This is a genomic window from Gilliamella sp. LMG 34362, assembly GCF_984569125.1.
This window is the reverse complement of sequence record NZ_OZ474902.1, coordinates 288993-312109: the sequence shown is the minus strand read 5'-3', so window position 1 is coordinate 312109 and position 23117 is coordinate 288993. Positions and strand designations below refer to the sequence as shown.

The window sequence follows — 23117 nt, the reverse complement described above, 5'->3', positions numbered from 1 at the left end:
CTGCGGGGTATTAATGATTGATTAAAATAACAAATCAAATCAGAAATAATAAAACTAATATAATAAAGATAATGACATTAGTCATTATCTTTATTAACTCGCTATATAGATGCCAGTTTTTGGAGAAACTGACATCTTTTTACATCATACTTTAAAGGTTATCCAAGGTTTAAGTCTGACAGCGGTTTCGATTAAACCGGCATTCTCTTGTGCTTGAATGACTGGCGTAATCGGTTTATATGCAGCAGGCGCTTCCTCAAATAGTCGCACTTGTTTTAAAGTAACGCATTGCCATGGCAATAAGGCGTTATCAGAGGCCAATTTTTTACTACGCATCGTTTGCCTTTTTTCAGCTCGTCCAGCGCCATGCGAACAAGACCATAACCAATCAGGATGACCTTTTCCTATTGCAACATAAGAATAATCGCCCATAGAGCCTGGTATCAATGCTATTTCACCTAAATGTGCAGGTGTTGCACCTTTGCGATGAATATTCATGCCATTTTCAGGAAAAATGACATTGTGTGAGATATCAACCAATAGTTGACTCGCATCCTGCTTAAAGAGTGTACTAAACGTTTTACGCACTAGCTCAGTGATCACAATGCGATTTATCCAAGCATAACGAGCAGCAACGCCCATCGCTTGCAAATACTCTTGAGCATGATTGTCTGTCAAAGCAAATAAACCTGATTTAGGGTATTTTTGATCGACCGGCCATAATGCTTTGGCTTTATCTTGCCAACGCTTGCCAATATAAAAACCGACATCACGTGATCCAGTATGAATCATCACCACAATAGCATCTTTCTTTAAACCTAATTGATAAGCAACATGGCGATCAATAATTTCATCAACAATTTGTAATTCAACAAAATGGTTACCTGAGCCTACTGTGCCTAGACTTGCAGGACGAATAATCGCTCGTTTTTCAAAAAAGGCTTCGGGAGCATACTGACTATCTGCCGAAAGTAAATTATTGCCAGAAATTTTACTAATTTCATGTGAGAGCCGCTCAAAATCGACACTATTCCATAAACCTTGTTGCGGTAAAGCTCCTAACCAAGCTGCAAGACCTTCATCAAAAAGAGCCTGAAAAGAAGTGGGGGTAACTGGCACATCGCGCTCATCGTGCAATAACACTTGTTTCAATTGTTCAATGAGACTTGATTTTTGTTCATCCACCTCATTAAGACTTAAGCCTGTAGTAAACAGGCGCATCCCACAATTAATATCCGTGCCTATCGCCGCAGGAATAATTAAATCAGGAGTCGTGGCAATAATACTTCCAACTGGTGCAATCGCACCAGGATGAAAGTCTGGCGTAGCCCTTGCAGCGCAAACTTTGCCATCACTATTAGGCATTGTTACCGATGCAAAATCGAGTAATTGCTCAACCGCTTTTTCTTCTAAAGGTAACGGATTAGGTAATAATACTTGTGCCGTAATATCTTGTTTATTAAATGTGTAAATATCATTATTAAAATGAGTTTCAATCCCACTTCGGGATAAACGTTTTTGTAAACGGGTAAATGTAGACATAATAGCCACCTAGAAAACAATAAAATACCGTCCTCTCAATTTGAGAAGATAATTACTGTTTCCTGCAGCAGCACTATTCAGGAAAGCGGCCGTATTCTAGACTAAAGTTTATTAAAAAGTAAACTGATAAATCATTTTTTTATTAGATCATCAATTATTACTGTGTATTATTTCCCAACTCAGGCCAAATTTAGCTAAGTATTTTTTTAGGCGATCAGCATCGTTACTGCGCTGTTTTTTGCTTCTTGAAACAGCAAATAGTGCTCGGCCTGCTTCAGACAAGGAGGCACTGTTTTGGCATATTTCTAATACTTTTTCTAACTGGCAACGATCAAATTCATCAATTTCAGTTGGAATTAAATCGTTAAAGCTTTTGGTTGTTTGCTGCCAATTTTGCTGTAAACGACCGATTTCTTGCTCAACTTGTTGTAATGTAATATTGGCTTGTGGTGCTAATGTCGCCATACGGGTAATCGAACTATTGAGTTCACGAAAATTGCCTTGCCATTTTACTTGAGGAGAAGTGGCAAATTTCAGATAGGCATTACGGGATTGTTGATTGAATCGTGGCAGAATGCCATATTCTTTGGCATAACGGGCTAGCTCAAAATCTATATTGGGTTCAATATCTTCCTTTCTTTCCGCCAATCCTGGTAATTGATAACTCCAAAGATTAATTCTTGCAAAAAGATCTTCACGAAACTCACCTTGTGCTATAGCCTGTTTGAGATCTTTATTGGTACCAGCAATTAATTGAAAATTGCTTTGAATCGGTTTGTCACTGCCATACGGATAAAATTGTTTTTCCTCTATCGCTTTCAATAGCATTGCTTGTTCATCAAGACCTAATTCACCAATTTCATCTAAAAACAATAAGCCGCCATCGGCACTTTTAAGTAATCCGGTGCGGGCAATATTGGCACCAGTAAACGCACCTTTAACGTGACCAAACAAGGTTGACATTGCGCCATCACCGCGTAATGTTGCACAGTTGATCTCAACAAATTGCCCTTGAATTTGATGATTATTGTGTTTGAGTAAATAAATCTGTTTAGCTAAAAATGATTTACCCGCACCAGTTGGCCCAGACAATAAAATCGGCGCATGTGATCGACTAGCAACTTGTTCTATTTCGGCTATTAGCTGATTAAATCGCTGATTACGGGTTGCAATACCCGATTTTAAAAGATCGGTGGCCTGAGATGCATAGTGTTGGAAACGAGTCAGGATCTTATCATATCGATGTAGATTCAAATCAATCTGATTCATTGTGCCACGAGGAGTCATTGCTAGTATGTCATCGTCATTTAACTCATTATTGCTAGCGCTAATATCTTTTGGTTGTGGCGGTGACATTTGGAGCAATTTGGCCGGAAAGTAACGTGATTCAGTCAATAAAAACCAGCAAATCTGTGCAACGTGTGTCCCAGTAGTAATGTGAACATAATATTCTTCTTTATCAGGCTCAAAGGTATATTTTTCGGCAATATCAAATAAGCAAGTATAAACTTGCTCAAAATCCCATGGATCTGCTAGGTCTATGACTATTGGTCTAACTTCAGTCTGTGGTGATAACAGTTTAATATCATTAATGATTTCACAAAGAAGATGATAATCATTTTGATAATAAAGTAATTCTAAACGAGAAATAGGCTTATCGGCATGATGACATAAAGCAATGGTTGGTCGCCAATGCTTCCATCGTCGTTTACCTTTGCCTCGTTGGTCAAGGACATTTCCGAGAAAACCAAACACCACATTCTTTTTCATAAACTTATCTATTTTTATAAATTAATATCTAAAATTATAAAAAATACCATTAAAAAAAACCATGTAAATTTTAATCAATAATGACGAAAAAAATTTATTTCATTTAAAAACATGTAATTAAAAAATATTTTTAGCTTTTTTTATTAATTGGCACGCTTTTCGCAACAATTAATATGAAGATATAAAAAATATTTTTATAAAACTAAACTTATCAACAAGTGATAACTTGTTAAATGAAATGAAAAAGAGAAAAGGAATTAAAAATGACTCAATATCATTTATTGCAAACCGAAAATGCCAAACCGATTAAGATGTGGACAGAAGGAGTACCAGTTGATCAAGGAGCTAAAGACCAATTAAGCAAAACAGCACAACTTCCTTTTATTTTTAAGCATATTGCTGTAATGCCTGATGTTCATGTTGGTAAAGGTTCGACTATTGGTAGCGTAATCCCAACAATGGGCGCCATTATTCCTGCTGCCGTCGGTGTGGATATTGGTTGCGGGATGATAGCTGTACAAACATCATTAATGGCAACAGATTTACCAGATAATTTATTACCATTAAGAACCGAAATAGAAAAAGCGGTACCACATGGTATCTCGCCCAAAAATCATAAACAAGATAATGGTAGTTGGCATAATCCACCGACTTTGATCGACCAATATTGGCAACAATTATTACCAGGTTTTCAGAAGTTAATTGACAAGTATCCTCATTTGGAAAATACCAATAACTATCGACATCTAGGAACACTTGGTACAGGTAACCATTTTATCGAAATCTGTTTAGATGAAGCCGACCGAGTTTGGATCATGTTACATAGTGGATCACGTGGTGTCGGTAATGCCATTGGTCGCTTTTTTATTGAGATGGCGAGAAAAGATATGGAAGTCCATATAAAAAATCTACCAGATAGAGATTTAGCTTACTTAGAAGAAGGTACTGAACATTTTCAGGATTATGTCGATGCCGTTCATTGGGCACAAGAGTTTGCTCGACTTAACCGTGAAGCAATGATGACCAATGTGATTTTAGCTATGCGTAAAATCATTACTAAACCATTTACAACACATATGTCGGCAATTAACTGTCACCATAATTATGTGCAAAAAGAGCATCATTTTGGTGAAGAGATCTTTGTTACACGTAAAGGAGCAGTTTCTGCCCGTAAAGGGGAATTAGGGATTATTCCAGGATCAATGGGAGCGAAAAGCTACATTGTTCGCGGACTGGGAAATGAAGAAAGCTTTTGCTCTTGTTCTCATGGTGCTGGACGGGTTATGAGTCGCACAGAAGCGAAAAAGAAATTTACCATCGCAGATCATATTAAAGCAACTGCACATGTTGAATGTCGTAAAGATGCCAATGTTATTGATGAAATTCCAATGGCATATAAAGATATTGATGCTGTAATGACGGCACAAAATGAATTAGTTGAGATTGTTCATCAACTACGACAAGTGGTCTGTGTGAAAGGATAAATAATATCGAGGATAACTTTCTCGATGATCATGACGGTAATAATATGATAACTAATAATTATTTATAACATTTTGATATAAACAATTAATCATTCACGATAACGATAAGATATTTTAAGGATAAACAATGACAACGAATTTAAACACAACAACAGAGCAACCATTCCCAATAGTATGGGATAACAATAGAATCAGTATTTATCAGTTTTTACTCCCTTATCAAAATGCTGATAAATTACCAGAGATAGCGCAAACGCTTCCTGATGAATCTTTGGATAATAACGAATTCAAATGGGCAGATGGAGCAATGGATGGTGTTATCAATCATCACGGCGCATCGACAGAACAAAATTGTGCAGAAAACATGCTAATGTTGCTTCAACAAATAACACTACAACCTAATCAATCAAATATCGAGCAACTGTATAATTTAGTCACCACTGAACGGACATTAAGCTTTATTGATGATTTAGCTGAAGCAATACCGAACATTGATGTTGATTTTGATAAATTATATGAGTTTGTCTATTGGTTAGCCATTAATAGTCCTGATCGTGAAATCATTAAATTTAGTATTGCTATATTGGGCTGTTTTACCACCGAACAAACCGAATTATTTATGTTATTCGGTATGCATAATGAGTTTAGCTTATATTCTGCTATTGCATTAGAAAATACATTATCATCTGAAAATGATATTGGAAATACCTTAATGAAACTAGCCCAAAAAGTTGATGGTTGGGGACGTATTCAAATCGTCGAACGGTTAACCAACTATCCATTATCATCAGCAAGCAAAGATTGGTTGTTAAGAGCTGGTTATCAAAATAGCATTATGAATGAATATCTTGCTTATACCTGCGCAGTAGCCGGTGAATTAGATAAGGTGTTAGAGCAAGAGAGTATTGATAATGAATTAATTAGCTCAATCGGTGAAATTCTAGAAGCTTTAATTAACGGTGGGCCTGCTGAGGATATATATTGTTATGATGTTGGTGCTCAAATTTGTGCCAGTTATTTAACTCATCTACTTAAACAACCAAACTTAGTCGATCTGAATATATTACGAACGGTCAAATTAATACATAATTTTGTTGCTGAAGAGGTAGATGAAAATACGCCTAACTGGCAAGAACAAATAAAAGATGAAATAATCGAAAAAGCTAATCAATTTATTCAACAAGATAAATGGTTAGAGTTGATTGAAGAAAGCCTAACGGCTAACAATGAGAATCAATTTTCGCTAGCAGCAGAACTTTATTCTCAATATGGTTTTGATGCATGGCCAGCACGATTTGAATATCAGAAAAAATATAATGGTGATCAGTGGAATGATTTGATGCAAAGTGATTCAATATCAAGAATCCAACAAGTTATTCAATTAGCTAATCAACAATATGATTTTGCTAAACTCGCAACTGGACCAACATTGGATGATGGCTTTGGCGAAGATGATGCACATTATATATTATTAATGATATTACAAGAACTTAATCGTTTTCCTGAGGTTGGTGAAAATTTATTATTAATCGCTTTAAAAAGCCCGCTAATACGACATCGAACTATGGCATTAAATGCTATAAAAGCTTGGGAGCGGTCATTATGGTCAGACAATATCAAAATAGCAATACAAGAATTGGCAATCATCGAACCTGATGACGAGATTAAAGAAGATTTAGCCGCATTAATAGCTGAAATGAATGATTAAAAATTTTATTCAATTGATGGTTATTATAAAAATTAATAAGGATGTTATTGAAAATGCAAAACCGTATACAAGAAAAACTTATTGAATTAGAACAACAATATAACATCAATATCATTTTTGCCTGTGAATCTGGTAGCCGAGCATGGGGATTTCCCTCACCAAATAGTGATTATGATGTTCGTTTTATTTATATTCATCCACTTGATAAATATTTATCAATTGATAATCCTGCTTCTCATCTGACTTTTCCAATCGACGATGAGTTGGATTTACATGGGTGGGATTTGAAAAAAACGTTACAGTTAATTCGCAAATCCAATACTACGCCATTTGAGTGGTTGCAGTCACCAATTATTTATCAGCAAAATGCTGCAATTGCTGCGCCATTATGGCAATTATGCGCAGAATTTTTTAATGCCCGCGGTAATATTTTTCACTATTTAGGTATAGCGAAAAGTGCTTGGCAAAGTAGTGAAGGGCAACAAATTGGTGTCAAAAAGTTATTTTATGTGTTAAGACCACTATTATGTGCTAAATGGTGTTTAGAAAAACAGCAAATCGCGCCGATGGCAATAGCACCATTATTGACGCTATTGCCCGAAAATTTACGTAACAAAATCAATAAGGTTATTGAGCAAAAAGCAACCATGGCTGAATCACAACTTATCGCTATCGATCCTGAAATATTACTATTTATTGAACAATCGATGAATGATATTTTGCAACAGGTTGCACCAATAACAGAGCGACATTTTAAACCAGCTAAATTAGATCAATTTTTCATAAAAACATTGATGGATTTGCAATAGGGAAAAGAATATCAAATGACAATTGATGATTTAAAAAGGCAAAATTTAATCTTATTTGAGGTTATCAGTGGTAGCCGTGCTTTTGGATTAGCCACTGAAACATCCGATACTGATATCAAAGGGGTATTTTACCTACCGAAAGAAAAATTTTATGGACTTGAATATATTCCGCAAATTAGTAATGCCTCGAATGATATTGTCTATTATGAATTAGGCCGGTTTGTTGAATTACTGCTTAAAAATAACCCTAATATTTTAGAAGTGTTAGCTTCCAGCTCGGAATGTATTTTATATCAACATCCGATTATGCAGCAGTTGACCCTTGATCTTTTTTTATCTAAACAAACCGAACAAACATTTGCTCACTATGCAATATCGCAAATAAAAAAAGCTAAAGGGTTGAATAAAAAAATCAATAACCCAGTAGAAGTTAAACGAAAAACAGTACTGGATTTTTGTTATATTATTCAAGGGCAACATACTTATCCAATGACCAACTGGTTAACACAAAATGGTTTACAGCAACAGTGTTGTGGTTTAGTTAATATACCTCATGGTAAGGATTTATATGCCCTTTTCTATGATGCGTCAGGCAGTTGTGGTTATCATGGCATTATTCAGCATGAAGATTCAACGGAACTCTGTTTATCTTCGGTGAAAATCGATACCCCTGTAATGGCTTATTTGAGTTTTAATCGTGATGGCTTCTCATCGCATTGCCGTGACTATAAAGCGTATTGGCAATGGGTCGCCAATCGTAATCAACAACGTTATAAAAATAATATTGAAAATGGTAATGACTTTGATGCTAAAAACATGATGCATACCATTCGGTTATTGCAAGTTGCCTACGAAATCATGACAAAAGGAACCATTACCAATAAACGACCTAATCGCGACCAACTGTTAGCCATTAAGCAAGGTAAATTATGCTATGATGGGATTATGCAACTTGCTGAGTCATTATTAGCAAAAATTGAAACCGCATCATTGTCATCGCGATTACCTGACCAACCTAATCGCCAAAAAGCATTAGCGGTTTTACTAACTATGCGTAATCACTTATATCAATCATAATGTTTAATAAAAAAGCGCTTATTTTAATAACGGCGCTTTTTTACATTCAATTTTACTAAAGCTTATTATTTATCATCACCAGCCAATAAATATAATGCTTCGTATGGTCTTAATTGGATTTCCGAGTCGAATGCTGTTGCTTGCTGATAATTACTCAATAATCTTTGCCAATTAGTACCTTGTAAGGTTTTTGGTAACTGCCAGTTAACAGGTTGTTCAGTTAGATTGGTTATCACTAATAGTTGTTGATTATTGTAGCGGCGCAAGTAACACCAATAATCAGCAACATTGGTGGTTAAATCTTGATAATCACCAAAAATAAAGATTGGGTACTCTTTGCGTAATTTAATTAATGTTTGATAGCAGTAAAAGATCGAATTCTGATCAGCCAATGCGGCTTTGACATTAATTTGTCGATAATTATTTGCTACCTCAATCCATGGTTTTCCCGTTGTGAAACCAGCATTTAAGCTATCATCCCATTGCATAGGTGTGCGACTGTTATCACGTGATTTACTCGCTAAAATTGCTAAAATTTCCGCTTCATTCATCCCTTCAGCTATTTTTTCTTGGTAGATATTTAAACTTTCGACATCACGATATTGGTTAATACTATTAAAATGCGGATTGGTCATGCCGATCTCTTCACCTTGATAGAGATATGGCGTACCTTGTAATCCATATAGTAACATAGCAAGCATTTTCGCTGATTCACGGTGATATTGGTTTTCATTACCTAAGCGTGACACAATGCGCGGTTGGTCATGATTACACCAAAAAATGGCATTCCATGCTTTAGCATGCATCCCAGTTTGCCAATCACCAATAATATTCTTTAACTCAAGCAAATCTGGTTTAGCTAATGCCCATTTATAGCCATTTGGATAATCAACTTTTAAATGATGAAAGTTAAAAGTCATAGTGAGCTCTTTTCCGTCTAACGAGGCATATTGCAAACAGTTGGCTAATGAGGTCGAAGACATTTCGCCAACGGTTTTGAGATCATTAGGTTGGAAAGCATCGCGACTCATCTCTTGTAAAAACTCGTGGATTTTGGGGCCATCGGTATAGAAACGTCGACCATCACCATTGTTGTCATCAACAAAATCCTGTTGTTTGGAGACTAAATTAATCACATCTAGTCTTAATGCATCAACGCCTTTATCTGCCCAAAATTGGCATACTTTCTTAATTTCGTTGCGAACTTGTGGATTTTCCCAATTAAGATCTGCTTGCTCTTTAGCAAATAGGTGTAAGTAATATTGCCCAGATTGTTCATGCCATTGCCATGCTTTACCACCAAACTTGGAGCGCCAATTATTGGGCTCGCTACCGTCAGCCTTAGCATCTTTCCAGATATAAAATGAGCGATAAGGGCTAGATTTATCTAAGGCTGATTTAAACCATGGATGCTCGGTTGAGGTATGGTTAAACACCATATCCATCATAATGCGGATGCCACGTTCATGCGCCTGTTTGACTAATAATTCAAAATCCGCTATTGAACCATAAGCCGGATCGATATCGTAATAATCGGCAACATCGTAGCCGTTATCTATTTGCGGTGATGGGTAAATCGGCGTTAACCAAATTGCGCTAATGCCGAGTTTTTTTAGATAATCTAATCGGCTAATGATGCCTAATAAATCGCCTGTGGCACTATCTTGGCTGGCTTGAAAACTTTTTGGGTAGATTTGGTAAATGGTGCCGTTTTGCCACCACGGAATATCAATTTTATTCATCACTTGCTCTTTATTTTTAATCAGTAAATTGTAATATTCACTCTTCTGTAAAGTTGGGTGAATCACCCGCGCTATTTTTTATTGGACATTGAGCGTGCCTTTTTTCTGTTTTATCTTATAAACCACTATCGTTAATAAGATCGGAACGACAATCGCCACTAACATCGCCAATGCATAAATCAACCAGTAAACAGGCTTTATCGATAAAATACCTGGTAATCCCCCCACGCCGATACCGTTGGATAATACGCCATTTAAACCACAGATTAATCCCGCACAAGCGGCACCAATCATGGCGCAGTACATTGGGAATTTATAGCGTAAATTAATACCGTACATCGCTGGCTCTGTCACACCAAGATATCCAGATATTGCCGCAGGAATGGAGACTTCTCGTTCATTATGTTTTTTACTTATTAAGATGATACCAACCACCGCTGATGCTTGGGCGATATTGGATAAAGCGATAATTGGCCAAATAGGTGTACCACCCATGCTTTCGGTCATCTGCATATCGATGGCTAATGTGGTGTGGTGAATACCTGTAATAACCAAAGGAGCATAGAAGAAGCCAAAAATAGCTGAACCAATAAAGGCATAATCACCGGTCATTAAATACTTAACCACATAAGCAATCCCATCACCAAGCATGCGTCCAATAGGCCCTAAAACAAAGTGGGCTAAGACGACTGATAGCATTAAGGCAACGATTGGCACAATCACTAGATTTAAGTAATCAGGAATAATTTTACGAAGGCGTGTTTCAATCCATCCTAATGCTAATCCAGCAAAAATTGATGGTATAACTTGTGCTTGATAACCCACTTTGGCAATGGTAAACCAACCAAAATCCCATACTTCAGGGATAACCTTACCCAAATTATAAGCATTCATCAGTTGTGGTGAAACTAACGTTATACCTAAAACAATACCTAAAACCGGCGATCCCCCCATTTTTTTAACAGTTGACCAGCAAATAGCCACCGGTAGAAAATGGAAAATCGCTTCACAAGGTAACCATAAGAAACTATGAATAGGTACTAACCAATGATAGGTATCGGTAAGAGGTTTATCGTCAATAGTTGGCATTTCACCAATCACATTACGCAAGCCAAGTAATAAACCACCGGCAATTAAGGCTGGCAACAATGGCACAAAGATTTCAGCTAAGTTTGAAATTAACCGTTCAAACCACGACATATTTTGCTTAGCTGCGGCTTTGGTTTGTTCTTTGGTTGCTTCATCAATATTTAGTTGTTCAATCAATAATTTGTAATAACTATCGACATTGGTACCAATAATAATTTGAAATTGCCCAGCATTATTAAAACAGCCTTTGACAAAAGGTAATTCTTCAATAGCATCAACATTGGCTATTTTCGGATCAGCAAGCGCAAATCTTAATCTGGTTAAACAATGGGTGACACTGGCAATATTTTCTTTTCCGCCAACCAGCTCAATTAGTTGCATAATTGATGCGGTTGAAACTTTAGGTGCTTTCGCCATTGTTAAGTCTCCTTATTTTCAATTTAAGCCAATATTTTGGTTTTTAGTTAAATCATTTCGATCCTAATTTGATAGAGATTAAGCATAAATGGAATTACTATTTAAATAAATGGGAACGTTCCCTTTTTGTGATAAACCTCACAATTTTCAGACAATCACAACTAAATGCGATACACAGTGAGTTATTTCAGTAGTTGGGATGGAACAGTAATAATTTTAGCGTTTACCTGTTTTTCTAACATTAGTAATAGCTCGTTTGCCGCATAGATGCCAGCTTTATCGAAACCAAGATCAACCGTTATCGTTTGAGAAAATAAGAAATTTAGCAACTCACTACTACCGATACTAATAACAATAATATTATTAATATTTTTTTCCGATAAAAATTTATTTAAGCCTAAAGCAATCGAATCAGTAGCACAAACTATCGCTGTTGGTGAGTGAACTAACACCGATTCGGCAAGCTCATAACCAGAATAATAACTTAAATTACCAAGTACGGCGTTGGGTTGAATTTTATAGGTAGTACAAAAATCAATATAGGCCTGATAACGTAAACCACCAGTAGTTTGATCTTGCTTATCAACGCCAATAAAACCTATTTTTTTATGTTTTTCTGATTGATATAAGTAAGTTAGTGCTTTATTTACTGCACCAATATCATCATAACAAATACAAGAATAAGCTGAAAATGGCCTAGCAATCACCACACATTTATGTTGCCAAACCGTTAACAATGAACTGTCCAATCCCGTAAAAGCAAACACAATAATACCATCAGCTTGTTTTTCTCTTAACATCGTCAGATGTTCGGCGACTTTTGCGGCACTAAATTGACTCTCGATAATTATAGGATCATAGCCATTAGCATAAAAAATCGGCAACATACTTTGCACTGCATGATTTTCAGATATTGAATCAAGGCGTGTGACAATAATACCGATAACCTTATTCCCATAACCGCGCATTGCTCTTGCTGATTTAGAAGGAGTGAATTGATATTGTTCAACAATTGCCATCACTTTATTGCGAGTTGATTCCTTCACCATAGGATCATGATTAATCACTCGTGAAACCGTCGATTTACTGACGCCACTTAATTTAGCTATATCTTTAATGGTTAAATTAGTTGATGATTTACTCATAATCAATTTGTTGAATGAATATCAATTAAATCATAGTAATACAGATTAAAGAAAATAGCGATATTGACGCTTATTATGCGGTGGCAAAACAACTTAATCTATTATTCAAAAATAACATTAGTGTATTGTTTTAATTTGTTTTTATTATAATCATCAGCATATATTGCTAGTAATCGATTTATTGTTATCGACTGCGAAATCTTGATAGCAAAGTCAATTATTCTCATGACTGCCATTATTTAAAAATTTAAATTGACTCAATAAGTAATTTTTAATCATTACATTGATTATATTGGATTTATCAACCACAGCATTAGCTATAGGAAAGACGATAGCATAGAATCTCAGCTTTATTGTATTTAACAAATACTACGCTGGGATGGTATTGACGATTACTATAATTACTATAAATATACCACATCGAAGACTGAACAAAACCCTTATCCAAAGACAATAATTATTGCTTGTAATATAAATCTAAACCGAGATGAATTTTATTTTGGTTGGGAAGAATTTGATGGCTAAGCGCCAAGCATACTTATTAAAAAAGGGCAGAATAGCCCCTTTTCTGAGTAAACTTAAACCCTACTCGTTTTAGTGCTATATTTTGATTTGTAGATACTTCCCCAATCTAACATCGCATCGTGTACTTGTTTTAAACTTTCTCCGACTTCAGTTAAGGTATATTCCACTTTAGGTGGCACTTGTGGGTATACTTTACGGGTGATTAGGCCATTTTTTTCCATAGTACGTAGATGAGAAGTAAGCACTTTTTGTGATATACCATTTAGTGATTTTTTCAGTTCACCAAAACGTTTGGTACCTGTCAGTAAATCTCGCACAATTAGGACTTTCCATTTGTCACCCATTAATAATAAGGTGGTTTCAACAGGACATGGCGGTAAATTTTCAATTGCCTGCATAACAAAATTCCTTTAATTTCAACAATAGTATCTAAACGGTAACTATATTACTACTTGGTACCTACTTTACAATAGAAACTTTGGATATTAAGCTAAAAAAATTAATTTATCTAAGTCGTATTAAGGAGAACAAGATGAAAATTGCAGTCATTGGTGCAAATGGTAAATCAGGACAACTATTGGTTAAAGAAGCATTATCACGAGGACATGATGTCACAGCTATCGTACGTAAACCAAGTTCAAATAGCGACGCAAAAGCGAAAGTATTAGTTAAAGATCTATTTCAATTAACTTATGACGATTTAAAACCATTTGATGTGATTATTGATGCATTTGGTACTTGGACACCTGAATCATTACCATTACATCAAACTAGCCTTAAACATTTAACCGATATTTTAAGCGGTAAACCTAACCGTTTATTAGTTGTTGGTGGTGCCGGCAGTTTATACGTCGACCCAGAGCATACCGTTCGTTTAGCCGATTCACCAGATTTCCCTGATGAATTTAAACCATTAGCCAACAATATGGCGAAAGCTTTAGATCAACTAAGAACCTGTGATGATGTGCAATGGACCTATTTAAGCCCAGCAATTGAGTTTATTGCTGATGGAGCAAGAACTGGTCATTATACTGTTGGTGGCGAGCAATTCTTAGTTAACAGCCAAGGTAAAAGTCAAATCAGCTACGCTGACTATGCGGTCGCTATGATTGATGAAGCAGAAAAAGCCCAACATATCAAACAACGTTTCACTGTTGTCGCTGAATAATAGATATCGATAAATAACCTTACATTAAGATAGCCTATATACAAACGGTTATTTTAATGTAAGGAAAATCATTTAAACTTTCCACTCGACTAACCATATTTGTTCACTCACGCCAACAAACCAAAATAGTGCAAAAACACCAACCTTTGGTATATAAATGGATCATTTTAGTGCGCTAACAATTGAAAAAATTAGATTAGACCAGTTATCGGTTAACTGTTCAATTATTGGCATGCTTATTGCATAAATAAAAGATTATTATGAATAATTTGATAATGCCAATAATACTGATAATATGAATTATTATGTGTTTAATTTGTTATCACTTTACTTGGGAAAACGCTTATGCAGTACGATCTAATCATTAAAAATGGTATTGTTATTCTCGAATCAGGCGAGACTAATACTGACATTGCAATAAAAAATGGCAAAATTGCTGCTATTGGCCCTAATTTGGAGCAAGCAGAGCAAATTATCGATGCTGAAGGTTTAATTGTCAGCCCGGGAATGGTTGATATTCATGTGCATATTAGCGAACCTGGCGGTGTCCGCCATGAATGGGAAGGTTATGTTACTGGAACCAAAGCATGTGCAAAAGGTGGGGTGACAACTTTTGTCGAAATGCCATTAAATCAACTTCCTGCCACTACCAGCGGTGAAACACTGCGTACCAAATATGCTGCTGGCGAAGGTAAATTATATGTTGATGTTGCTTCATATGGTGGATTAGTTCCCTACAACCTAACCAATAATGGTATTGAAGAACAAGTTCAAGAAGGTGTTGCTGCGTTTAAATGCTTTATGGCAACCTGTGGTGACCCAAATCTTGACGGTGATTTCGCTAATGTTAATGATTATGCATTATGGGAAGGGATGCGCCAAATAGCCAAAACCGGTAAAGTTTTAGCTATTCATGCCGAAAATGCAGCAATCACAGATATTTTGGGACAACAAGCCAAAGAACGAGGGGAAAGCAAATTATCACAATACGTAGCAACTCGTCCGGCATTCACTGAAGTAGAAGCTATTCGCCGAGCTATCTTTTTTGCCAAACAAACCGGTTGCCCAATTCATATTTGCCATGTAGCTTGTCCAGAAGGAGTTGAAGAAGTAATAAAAGCACGTCAAGAAGGTGTTAATGTCACTTGTGAAACCTGTATTCATTACCTCTATTTCACTACAGATCAATTAGATGCAATTGGCCCAATTGCAAAATGTTCTCCGCCAATCCGTGATCAACAAGCACAAGAAGGTTTGTGGAAATATCTCTTTGCCGGCCACATTATCACCGCCGTATCTGACCATTCACCATGTACCTACGATTTAAAAGATAAAGCCAATGCGTTTGATGCATGGGGAGGAATTTCAGGTGTGCAAAATAATGTCGATATTTTGTTTGATGAAGCCGTTCAAAAACGCGGTATGTCATTAAAACAGTTTGCCGATATCATCGCTAAAAATCCAGCCGAAAGATATAACTTACCCACCAAGGGATCAATTCAAGTTGGTAAAGACGCAGATATTATCTTTATAAAACCTCATTCAGACTATGTTTTAACTGCACAAGATCTCGAATATCGTAATAAATTTAGCCCTTATGTGGGTAGACTAATTGGTGCTCAAGTTGTGCAAACCATATTACGAGGAAAAACCATTTATCAGATTGATTCTGGTATTGATGCAACGCCGAGAGGTAGTTTTATTCGACGTTAATCATAAAATTAAAACGATAAAAAAATAAAATATGTAGGAAAGGAAAATAATGAAGAATAACACAGCACAGTCATCGACGACACCATTGCAGATTGATAGTTCGTTATTACCCAAATCTAGCAAAGATAGAACAATGAATCCTTTGGCTTATGCCTTTATGTGGATTGGTGATGGTATGAATTTGGGTAATATGACCTTAGGTGCTAGCTTAGTCGTAGCTGGTGTCGCCACCATGAATATTTTCCAAACGTTTGCCGCAACGTTTATCGCAATATTAATCATTACCACAATTTTTGTCTTTAATGATCGTCTAGGATATCGATCAGGTATTCCTTATGTCGTGCAATTGCGAATGTCATTTGGCATAAAAGGTGCGATTATTTCTTCATTGCTCCGCGGTATTCCTGCTATTGTTTGGTATGGTTTTCAAAGCTGGATCGGTGCCACGGCACTCAATGAGATTGTAAAAATATTATCTAATGGTGATTTCGATAATGTATTTATTTGTTTCCTTATTTTACAATTTTTCCAAATAGCCTTATCACTATATGGATTCCATGCTATAAAATGGGTCGAAACCCTAATTTCAGTGGTGATTCTGTGTGCATTAGTTTATGTCTTTATTCTATTACTCAACAATCACCAAGATATTATTATCGATAAATGGGTAAATGCCGAAGGAACTTGGGGACTACCATTTTGTGGCTTTATTATGATGTTCTTGGGTAATTATGCAGCAATTTTTCTTAGTGCAGCTGATTATTCACGAGAACTAAAATCAGGTTTTAGCAATCGCAAACGTGGCCTACTCTATTTTTTACCCATTTTTGTCGCTTACGGCTTTATTATTACTATTGGTGTAATGTTAGCATCAGTCACCGGTAACTCGAACCCAGTTAAAGCGTTCGCCATTGTAGTAAATAATCCATATATTACCATTGTAGTCTCATCCTTTATTGTATTAGGTACCATTGCCGTAAATATTGTTGCTAACATCATCCCACCTGCTTACGTAATTACTTTATTAACTAAAGCGAAATATAAAGTGGCGGTAACCATTACGGGTTTATTAGCTATTGCTTCTTTCCCATGGGTGTTAGTTCAAGATACGTCAGCTAAAGGATTAGGTTTATTTATCTTAATTTATTCGGCATTTTTAGGGCCAATTGTAGCAATTTTATTGGTGGAATATTATCTGTTACGTCGACAAAAAATTGATGTAAACACGCTATATGATAATAACGGTCAATTTGCTGGTTTTAACCCTGCAGCGATTTTAGCAATGCTGATTGGCTCAGCGGCTGCATTTTATGAAGTTAGCTTAACATGGATTGTCGGTTTTGTTGTTGGTGGAATTAGTTATATTTTATTAACCAAATTTACCTTTACAGATTCGCCGTTCAAAAAAGGAACTATTTTTGAAAAGAAATAGCTCAATTAAGTGACCAGCAAAATTAGGTAGTAAATTCAATGTTATCATCATGATTCACTACCAATTTGACAGGTCACCTTAATTTCACGATTATCGCTAATTTCTAAATTTGATAATACCGCTAATTGTGGAAAGTTAGGTCTTAAAAACTGCGCCAGCATAGCCCGCAAAGTATGATTAACTAATAAAACTGGCGGTGCACCAATTGCATCTTGCTGATTAAGGGCTTGCTGAAGCTGTTGGAGTATATGTTCCGCCAAACCTGGCTCAACATTACTGGTATTTTGTAACGCTTGCAGTAATATTCGCTCTAAACTGATACTTAATCCAATCACTTTTACCGGCTCTGTCCCCGGAAACCACTGCTGAGTAATCACTCTACCCAATGCTATTCTAACAATACTAAGTAAATGGTAAGCATCATTTTGGTTAGGTGCTTGTTCACAAATTGTCTCAATAATCGTACGCATATCACGAATAGAGACTTTTTCGGCCAACAAGTTTTGTAAAATTTTATGAAACGTGGTTAATGGCACGACACCAGGAATAAAATCCTCGACTAATTTAGGAATATCTTGTTTGATGCGATCCAGTAATTCTTGCGTTTCTAAACGCCCTAATAGATCACTGGCAAATTGATGCAATAAATGATTAAAGTGAGTAGCAATCATGGTACTGGTATCAACCACGGTATAACCTAATATTTGGGCCGCTTCTTTATTATTGGTATCTATCCAAACCGCAGGTAAACCAAATGCGGGTTCAGTTGTTGCAATTCCATCAATTTGTTCGGTCACTGTGCCAGGATTAATCGCTAACCACTTGTTATTCATAATTTCACCTTGGCCTATCTCGCCACCCTTTATAAAAATTTTATATTGATAAGGTGATAATGAGAGGTTATCGCGAATATGTACTTGTGGTGGTAAAAAACCTAATGTTTGGGCAAACTTTTTGCGTAAACTGCGAATTCGGCCAAGTAATTCACCATTTTGGTTTTGATCAACCATAGGGATTAAGCCATATCCAACTTCCATCGCTAAAATATCTTCAATATTGACATCAGACCATGAAGCGTCAACATTTGACGGTTTAGTTGCTGCTATATTTTGTTGCGGAGTAGAGACTGATTTTTCAAGTTTCTTTTGTTTGCTTAACCACCACGAAATGAGCGATAAAATAGCCGTAAACATTAAAAATACTAAATTTGGCATACCCGGAATAAGGCCAAGTAACCCAATTACAACCGCAGTTAAGATTAATACTTGTGGATTATTAAATAACTGCTTTAACATTTGGTCACTGATGTTTTCTTGTGAAGTGACTCGCGTCACAATAACACCGGCAGCAGTGGAAATAATTAGGGAAGGAATTTGCGCAACTAATCCATCACCAATAGTTAATAGCACATAGGTTGTACTGGCATCGGATAATGTCATACCATGCTGCATCACCCCAACTAATAAGCCACCAACAATGGTAATCGCCATAATCAATAAACCAGCGATAGCGTCACCACGCACAAATTTACTTGCCCCGTCCATGGAGCCATAAAAATCGGCTTCTTGAGTAACTTCTGCACGCCGAGCTTTAGCTTCATCCTCACCGATTAATCCAGCATTAAGGTCGGCATCAATAGCCATTTGCTTACCCGGCATACCATCTAATGCGAAGCGAGCACCTACTTCAGCTATCCGACCAGCGCCTTTAGTGATTACCATAAAGTTAATAATAACTAAAATGATAAACACAACAATACCAATGGCAAAATTACCACCAACTAAAAAGTGGCCAAAAGCTTCAATTACTCGACCAGCCGCGTCACTACCAGTATGGCCTTTTAGTAACACCACTCTAGTTGAGGCAACATTAAGGGATAAGCGCAATAAAGTTGCAAACAATAAAACGGTGGGAAAAGCGGCAAAATCAAGAACTCGCTTAGTAAACAGTGCCACAATCAAAATGATAATCGATAAGGCAATATTAAAAGTAAAAAAGAGATCTAAAATAAATGCGGGTAAAGGTAATACCATCATCGAAAGAATCAATAAAATCAACATTGGCCCAGTTAAAATTCGATAATGACCACTTTTTAAGCTATTTATTGATAATAGATTAGTTAATTTTGATTTCATCATAACAATTACAATTACCTTTATTTATTCACAGATAAAGATTCTGGGATTGATAAATTGGTTGGTTTGAGTGGTTTTTCACCACCATATCTATGCCATCTTTTTAATTGATAAACCCAGGCGAGAATTTGTGCTACCGCAGCATAGAGCTCTGCTGGTATTGATTTACCTATCTCACCATGGCGATATAATGCTCGAGCTAAAGGTGGCGCTTCTAATTGCGGGATCTGATGCTCTTGAGCAATTTGTTTAATTTTGCTCGCTATATTATCGGTACCTTTAGCCAATATCTTGGGCGCACTCATGGTTTTTTCATCATATTGCAGAGCAACTGCATAATGGGTTGGGTTGGTAACAATAACATTAGCTTTAGGGACATCTTTCATCATCCTACGCCTTGCCATTGCCTGCTGCATTTGTCGAATACGCCCTTTAATTTGCGGATTACCTTCTTGCTCTTTAAACTCATCTTTCACTTCTTGCTTCGACATTTTTAACTTTTTCAAATTGCTCCATATTTGGTAAAAAATATCAAAACCTACCATTGGTATTAAGGCTAATACAATCAATAAACTAGCGTAAATCAGCAATTGCATTACTTGAGATAATGCATTATTTAAATACATACTGGGTAGTACCAGCATATTGGGAAATTGATGTATCAAAAATAGGGCAGCAGCAAAAGCGATTAAAACCACTTTAAGAATACTTTTAAACAGTTCTGAAAAAATTCGAAGACTAAATAACCGTTTAAACCCACTAATAGGATTCAATTTGCCTAAATTAGGCTTAATCGATTGTAGACTAAACAGCAAACCACCAACACTAAGCGGAGCAATGATAGCAACAATAACTAATCCCACAAAAATAGGTAAAATCGCCCAAAATCCAGCGGTTAATAAATTAATTAAATTGAAAATAATCTGTTTATCATCATCGGTTCGGTGGGCAACTAACATGGCTTGTTGAATAATTGCTTTTAATTTGCTGACAAAATGTGTTCCCATTATCCAAAATAACATAATGCCAACTAACAATATCATTAGCGATGTTAACTCACGAGATCGAGGAATTTGACCCTTTTCCTTAGCCTTTTTTAATTTACTATCGGTGGGTTGTTCACTTTTATCTAGATCACTATCATCAGCCATATATCAGTTAAACCAATTTTACTGTCTAATTACACTTTACTTTGATAGCACAGTATGAACGCAACTGATTAAAGTTATTGGCTTAATAAGACCCCAAATTACTGGTTATTTAGCTCGTTTAGCTTTAAATAGCATTAAAATGATTAAACTTTAGCACGTTTAGATGAAATCGTTTCAGGCTGTTGATAACCGTGATAAGTGTAAACCGCGGGGTTATTAATACTTTTCAAATAATCAATCGATTGTTGTGTCATATTCATACGATTTTGAATAAGTATACCGTTATCTCGATTGATTTGAGCTAATCGCTGAGTGGTATTAGTGATGGCTTGCCATTTCAACGCTAGCTCAGGGTTTTCACTATAAGGTGATTGGATATTATAGCGTGCACTTACTTTTAGCCGTTTTTCATCAAGTAACTTTAACTCGATAAGTAATTGGCTTTTTTGATTTATAACGTCATTTAATTGGCTAATTGTATTAGTCCCAATTAGGATTTGCTGTTCAGACTCTAGAATATCTGAAAGTGATTGCAACATGACTGTTACATTATGAAAAATGTTATCTAACTCTAACATTATGATATTCCTTCAAAAATTAATTAGCTTTCAATCTCTTCAAGAGTTTGCTTAATAATTTCGTCTGCAATTTTATTTGGATTGATGACTAAGTTACCATTAGTAATGGCCTGTTTTATTTTCTCAATTTTACTAATATCAATATCATTTTCAGTCGAATGTAATAATGCGATAGTGTTTTGGCTCAATTTGACATTGCTATTCAAATTTAAGCTATTTGACGTTTGCACAGATGCTTTAGTTTCTTTATTTTGTCCATTTATTAAATCACGATTTAGCAATCCCGATACTGCTGTAACCAATTTTGTTGCATCTATACTCATAAAATTCCTTTAATTCAAGTCAAGGTTTATAGGGTTGGTTTAGTCTAATTATCGGCAAAAATCAAAAAATCATTAATTTTATTTATTGATAATAGTGATAGCTTTTTCACTAACAACACCTTCAACAACATTACCCGTATTAAGTTTAATATTAATTGATTCTCCCAATGCCCCATTACTTAATGTCTTGCCATGCGTTGCAATTGAGTAACCTTCGCCATTAATAATGACCTTTACGGTTTGACCGACTTTAACATACCAGTTTTTCTGCAGCATTGAATTTTTTATTACTTCACCATCATTAATATTACGTAAAGCAAGATGATTGATAACTTCAGATTGATTTAAAATTACTGTTGCTGGTAATTTATCTAACTGACCAGGTTGCATTTTTACCAGTTGTTCAGTAATTAATGTTCCTGCACTAATTGCTTGTTTAGCAATAACATAATGACCACTCACAGCGACGTATATCTGGATATATTTAGTGATATTTTCACATCTGGCGGTAATCGTTAAATTGCCCCATTGTTTATTTTTATTCAATATTGCCAATGTTGGTGAGTCACAACTTAATTGCGGTTTTGCAGTTGGATAATTAATGACAACTTTATCAACATTCACATCAATAAGTTGTTGATGGATCAGATCACTAATTTGTTTTTCAAGTGCAGTGGCACAAACTATTTTTGAACTACCTAACATACAAAAAAGAAACAACAATCTAATAATCTGAGGCATATTTGTCGGGGTTCATATAATTATTGATAACTAAATTGTACTTTATAAACTCACCTATCGAATGTTGAAATAAGGGCAATTTTTATCGTTATTTATACGATGATTTTTTTTTGATTTGCTTAAAATTCTTTTTATCTATCATGATGAGATGATTTTATGCTAAATAAATTAGATACTTTCGTTAATTTTCACCAACAAGCACTCAATGTTCGTGAAAACCGTCAAAATATACTTGCAACCAATATTGCTAATAGTGATACGCCTAATTACCAAGCGCGGGACATTGATTTTAATACTGAATTAAACAGAGCCATCAATAATCAATCGACCCACAATAATATAAAACTAACTATTACTTCTGCAAAACATATTCAAATAACTAGCGCTGATTTCACTAATTATAATCTTCTTTATCGTATTCCTTATCAATCATCTGCTGATGGCAACACTGTTGAGATGGATCAAGAACGAACTGCTTTTATGGATAACAGTATCCACTATCAAAGTAATTTAACCTTTTTAGGTGAACAGTTTAAAAATGTCATTTCGGTATTACAGCAAGGATAAT

The 23117-nt window shown here is 35.7% G+C and carries 19 protein-coding genes; 8 read left to right on the top strand and 11 right to left on the bottom strand.

What is annotated here, in order from left to right; translation table 11 throughout:
• Positions 1 to 144: 144 nt before the first annotated feature.
• Positions 145 to 1542: an RtcB family protein gene (locus AC5LWZ_RS01510; protein WP_493463861.1), complete on the bottom strand. Its 1398-nt coding sequence runs from the start codon at positions 1540 to 1542 to the stop codon at positions 145 to 147.
• 150 nt (positions 1543 to 1692) lie between these two features.
• The gene (rtcR, locus tag AC5LWZ_RS01505; RefSeq protein ID WP_294892905.1) at positions 1693 to 3312 is read right to left on the bottom strand and encodes an RNA repair transcriptional activator RtcR; all 1620 of its coding nucleotides are present in this window, start codon (positions 3310 to 3312) and stop codon (positions 1693 to 1695) included.
• Positions 3313 to 3575: 263 nt separating this feature from the next.
• Between rtcR and AC5LWZ_RS01500 the strand changes: the two genes are divergently transcribed.
• From AC5LWZ_RS01500 to AC5LWZ_RS01485, 4 genes are all read left to right on the top strand, one after another.
• On the top strand, positions 3576 to 4796 hold the full coding sequence (locus tag AC5LWZ_RS01500) for an RtcB family protein (RefSeq protein WP_493463860.1): 1221 nt from the start codon (positions 3576 to 3578) through the stop codon (positions 4794 to 4796).
• Between the two features lie 127 nt (positions 4797 to 4923).
• On the top strand, positions 4924 to 6504 hold the full coding sequence (locus AC5LWZ_RS01495; RefSeq protein ID WP_493463859.1) for a hypothetical protein: 1581 nt from the start codon (positions 4924 to 4926) through the stop codon (positions 6502 to 6504).
• 53 nt (positions 6505 to 6557) lie between these two features.
• Positions 6558 to 7313 carry a nucleotidyltransferase domain-containing protein gene (locus tag AC5LWZ_RS01490; protein WP_493463858.1) on the top strand — a complete coding sequence of 252 codons (756 nt, stop codon included), beginning with the start codon at positions 6558 to 6560 and terminating at the stop codon, positions 7311 to 7313.
• Positions 7314 to 7328: 15 nt separating this feature from the next.
• On the top strand, positions 7329 to 8390 hold the full coding sequence (locus tag AC5LWZ_RS01485; RefSeq protein WP_493463857.1) for a nucleotidyltransferase domain-containing protein: 1062 nt from the start codon (positions 7329 to 7331) through the stop codon (positions 8388 to 8390).
• 65 nt (positions 8391 to 8455) lie between these two features.
• On the opposite strand, the gene treC is transcribed toward AC5LWZ_RS01485, so the two are convergent.
• The 4 genes from treC to AC5LWZ_RS01465 form a co-directional block, all read right to left on the bottom strand.
• Complete coding sequence (treC, locus tag AC5LWZ_RS01480) at positions 8456 to 10132, bottom strand: alpha,alpha-phosphotrehalase (RefSeq protein ID WP_493463856.1); 1677 nt, start codon at positions 10130 to 10132, stop codon at positions 8456 to 8458.
• A 78-nt stretch (positions 10133 to 10210) separates the two neighbouring features.
• A complete protein-coding gene (gene treB, locus AC5LWZ_RS01475) occupies positions 10211 to 11638 on the bottom strand; it encodes a PTS trehalose transporter subunit IIBC (RefSeq protein ID WP_110448809.1) in 1428 nt (475 codons plus the stop codon).
• A 182-nt stretch (positions 11639 to 11820) separates the two neighbouring features.
• On the bottom strand, positions 11821 to 12783 hold the full coding sequence (gene treR, locus AC5LWZ_RS01470) for a trehalose operon repressor TreR (RefSeq protein ID WP_294884515.1): 963 nt from the start codon (positions 12781 to 12783) through the stop codon (positions 11821 to 11823).
• 578 nt (positions 12784 to 13361) lie between these two features.
• Positions 13362 to 13706, bottom strand: a complete 345-nt coding sequence (locus AC5LWZ_RS01465; RefSeq protein ID WP_086358394.1) for a winged helix-turn-helix transcriptional regulator — start codon at positions 13704 to 13706, stop codon at positions 13362 to 13364.
• A 134-nt stretch (positions 13707 to 13840) separates the two neighbouring features.
• Here AC5LWZ_RS01465 and AC5LWZ_RS01460 point away from each other — a divergent pair, with 134 nt between their 5' ends.
• From AC5LWZ_RS01460 to AC5LWZ_RS01450, 3 genes are all read left to right on the top strand, one after another.
• Complete coding sequence (locus AC5LWZ_RS01460; RefSeq protein WP_086363605.1) at positions 13841 to 14476, top strand: NAD(P)-dependent oxidoreductase; 636 nt, start codon at positions 13841 to 13843, stop codon at positions 14474 to 14476.
• 345 nt (positions 14477 to 14821) lie between these two features.
• Complete coding sequence (gene allB / locus AC5LWZ_RS01455) at positions 14822 to 16189, top strand: allantoinase AllB (protein WP_493463855.1); 1368 nt, start codon at positions 14822 to 14824, stop codon at positions 16187 to 16189.
• A 49-nt stretch (positions 16190 to 16238) separates the two neighbouring features.
• Entirely contained in the window at positions 16239 to 17621 is a 1383-nt protein-coding gene (locus tag AC5LWZ_RS01450; RefSeq protein ID WP_493463854.1) for an NCS1 family transporter, read from the top strand.
• Positions 17622 to 17668: 47 nt separating this feature from the next.
• On the opposite strand, the gene flhA is transcribed toward AC5LWZ_RS01450, so the two are convergent.
• From flhA to flgA, 5 genes are all read right to left on the bottom strand, one after another.
• Positions 17669 to 19756 carry a flagellar biosynthesis protein FlhA gene (gene flhA / locus AC5LWZ_RS01445; protein ID WP_493464167.1) on the bottom strand — a complete coding sequence of 696 codons (2088 nt, stop codon included), beginning with the start codon at positions 19754 to 19756 and terminating at the stop codon, positions 17669 to 17671.
• A 20-nt stretch (positions 19757 to 19776) separates the two neighbouring features.
• Positions 19777 to 20907, bottom strand: a complete 1131-nt coding sequence (flhB, locus tag AC5LWZ_RS01440; protein ID WP_493463853.1) for a flagellar biosynthesis protein FlhB — start codon at positions 20905 to 20907, stop codon at positions 19777 to 19779.
• Positions 20908 to 21050: 143 nt separating this feature from the next.
• Complete coding sequence (locus tag AC5LWZ_RS01435; protein ID WP_198222478.1) at positions 21051 to 21485, bottom strand: flagella synthesis protein FlgN; 435 nt, start codon at positions 21483 to 21485, stop codon at positions 21051 to 21053.
• 23 nt (positions 21486 to 21508) lie between these two features.
• Entirely contained in the window at positions 21509 to 21808 is a 300-nt protein-coding gene (gene flgM / locus AC5LWZ_RS01430) for a flagellar biosynthesis anti-sigma factor FlgM (RefSeq protein ID WP_065579058.1), read from the bottom strand.
• 78 nt (positions 21809 to 21886) lie between these two features.
• Complete coding sequence (gene flgA / locus AC5LWZ_RS01425; RefSeq protein WP_110448816.1) at positions 21887 to 22549, bottom strand: flagellar basal body P-ring formation chaperone FlgA; 663 nt, start codon at positions 22547 to 22549, stop codon at positions 21887 to 21889.
• Positions 22550 to 22705: 156 nt separating this feature from the next.
• Between flgA and flgB the strand changes: the two genes are divergently transcribed.
• Positions 22706 to 23116 carry a flagellar basal body rod protein FlgB gene (flgB, locus tag AC5LWZ_RS01420; protein WP_198198737.1) on the top strand — a complete coding sequence of 137 codons (411 nt, stop codon included), beginning with the start codon at positions 22706 to 22708 and terminating at the stop codon, positions 23114 to 23116.
• The last annotated feature ends 1 nt before the right edge of the window (position 23117 follow it).

What these genes read in the sequence shown, in the direction of transcription:
- flgM (WP_065579058.1), bottom strand. Translation starts at nt 21,808, where the DNA reads ATGAGTATAGATGCAACAAAATTGGTTACAGCAGTATCGGGATTGCTA.
- flgB (WP_198198737.1), top strand. Translation starts at nt 22,706, where the DNA reads ATGCTAAATAAATTAGATACTTTCGTTAATTTTCACCAACAAGCACTC.
- allB (WP_493463855.1), top strand. Translation starts at nt 14,822, where the DNA reads ATGCAGTACGATCTAATCATTAAAAATGGTATTGTTATTCTCGAATCA.
- treR (WP_294884515.1), bottom strand. Translation starts at nt 12,783, where the DNA reads ATGAGTAAATCATCAACTAATTTAACCATTAAAGATATAGCTAAATTA.
- flgA (WP_110448816.1), bottom strand. Translation starts at nt 22,549, where the DNA reads ATGCCTCAGATTATTAGATTGTTGTTTCTTTTTTGTATGTTAGGTAGT.
- AC5LWZ_RS01465 (WP_086358394.1), bottom strand. Translation starts at nt 13,706, where the DNA reads ATGCAGGCAATTGAAAATTTACCGCCATGTCCTGTTGAAACCACCTTA.
- rtcR (WP_294892905.1), bottom strand. Translation starts at nt 3,312, where the DNA reads ATGAAAAAGAATGTGGTGTTTGGTTTTCTCGGAAATGTCCTTGACCAA.
- flhA (WP_493464167.1), bottom strand. Translation starts at nt 19,756, where the DNA reads ATGAAATCAAAATTAACTAATCTATTATCAATAAATAGCTTAAAAAGT.
- treC (WP_493463856.1), bottom strand. Translation starts at nt 10,132, where the DNA reads ATGAATAAAATTGATATTCCGTGGTGGCAAAACGGCACCATTTACCAA.
- AC5LWZ_RS01460 (WP_086363605.1), top strand. Translation starts at nt 13,841, where the DNA reads ATGAAAATTGCAGTCATTGGTGCAAATGGTAAATCAGGACAACTATTG.
- AC5LWZ_RS01485 (WP_493463857.1), top strand. Translation starts at nt 7,329, where the DNA reads ATGACAATTGATGATTTAAAAAGGCAAAATTTAATCTTATTTGAGGTT.
- AC5LWZ_RS01495 (WP_493463859.1), top strand. Translation starts at nt 4,924, where the DNA reads ATGACAACGAATTTAAACACAACAACAGAGCAACCATTCCCAATAGTA.
- AC5LWZ_RS01450 (WP_493463854.1), top strand. Translation starts at nt 16,239, where the DNA reads ATGAAGAATAACACAGCACAGTCATCGACGACACCATTGCAGATTGAT.
- AC5LWZ_RS01435 (WP_198222478.1), bottom strand. Translation starts at nt 21,485, where the DNA reads ATGTTAGAGTTAGATAACATTTTTCATAATGTAACAGTCATGTTGCAA.
- AC5LWZ_RS01510 (WP_493463861.1), bottom strand. Translation starts at nt 1,542, where the DNA reads ATGTCTACATTTACCCGTTTACAAAAACGTTTATCCCGAAGTGGGATT.
- treB (WP_110448809.1), bottom strand. Translation starts at nt 11,638, where the DNA reads ATGGCGAAAGCACCTAAAGTTTCAACCGCATCAATTATGCAACTAATT.
- AC5LWZ_RS01500 (WP_493463860.1), top strand. Translation starts at nt 3,576, where the DNA reads ATGACTCAATATCATTTATTGCAAACCGAAAATGCCAAACCGATTAAG.
- flhB (WP_493463853.1), bottom strand. Translation starts at nt 20,907, where the DNA reads ATGGCTGATGATAGTGATCTAGATAAAAGTGAACAACCCACCGATAGT.
- AC5LWZ_RS01490 (WP_493463858.1), top strand. Translation starts at nt 6,558, where the DNA reads ATGCAAAACCGTATACAAGAAAAACTTATTGAATTAGAACAACAATAT.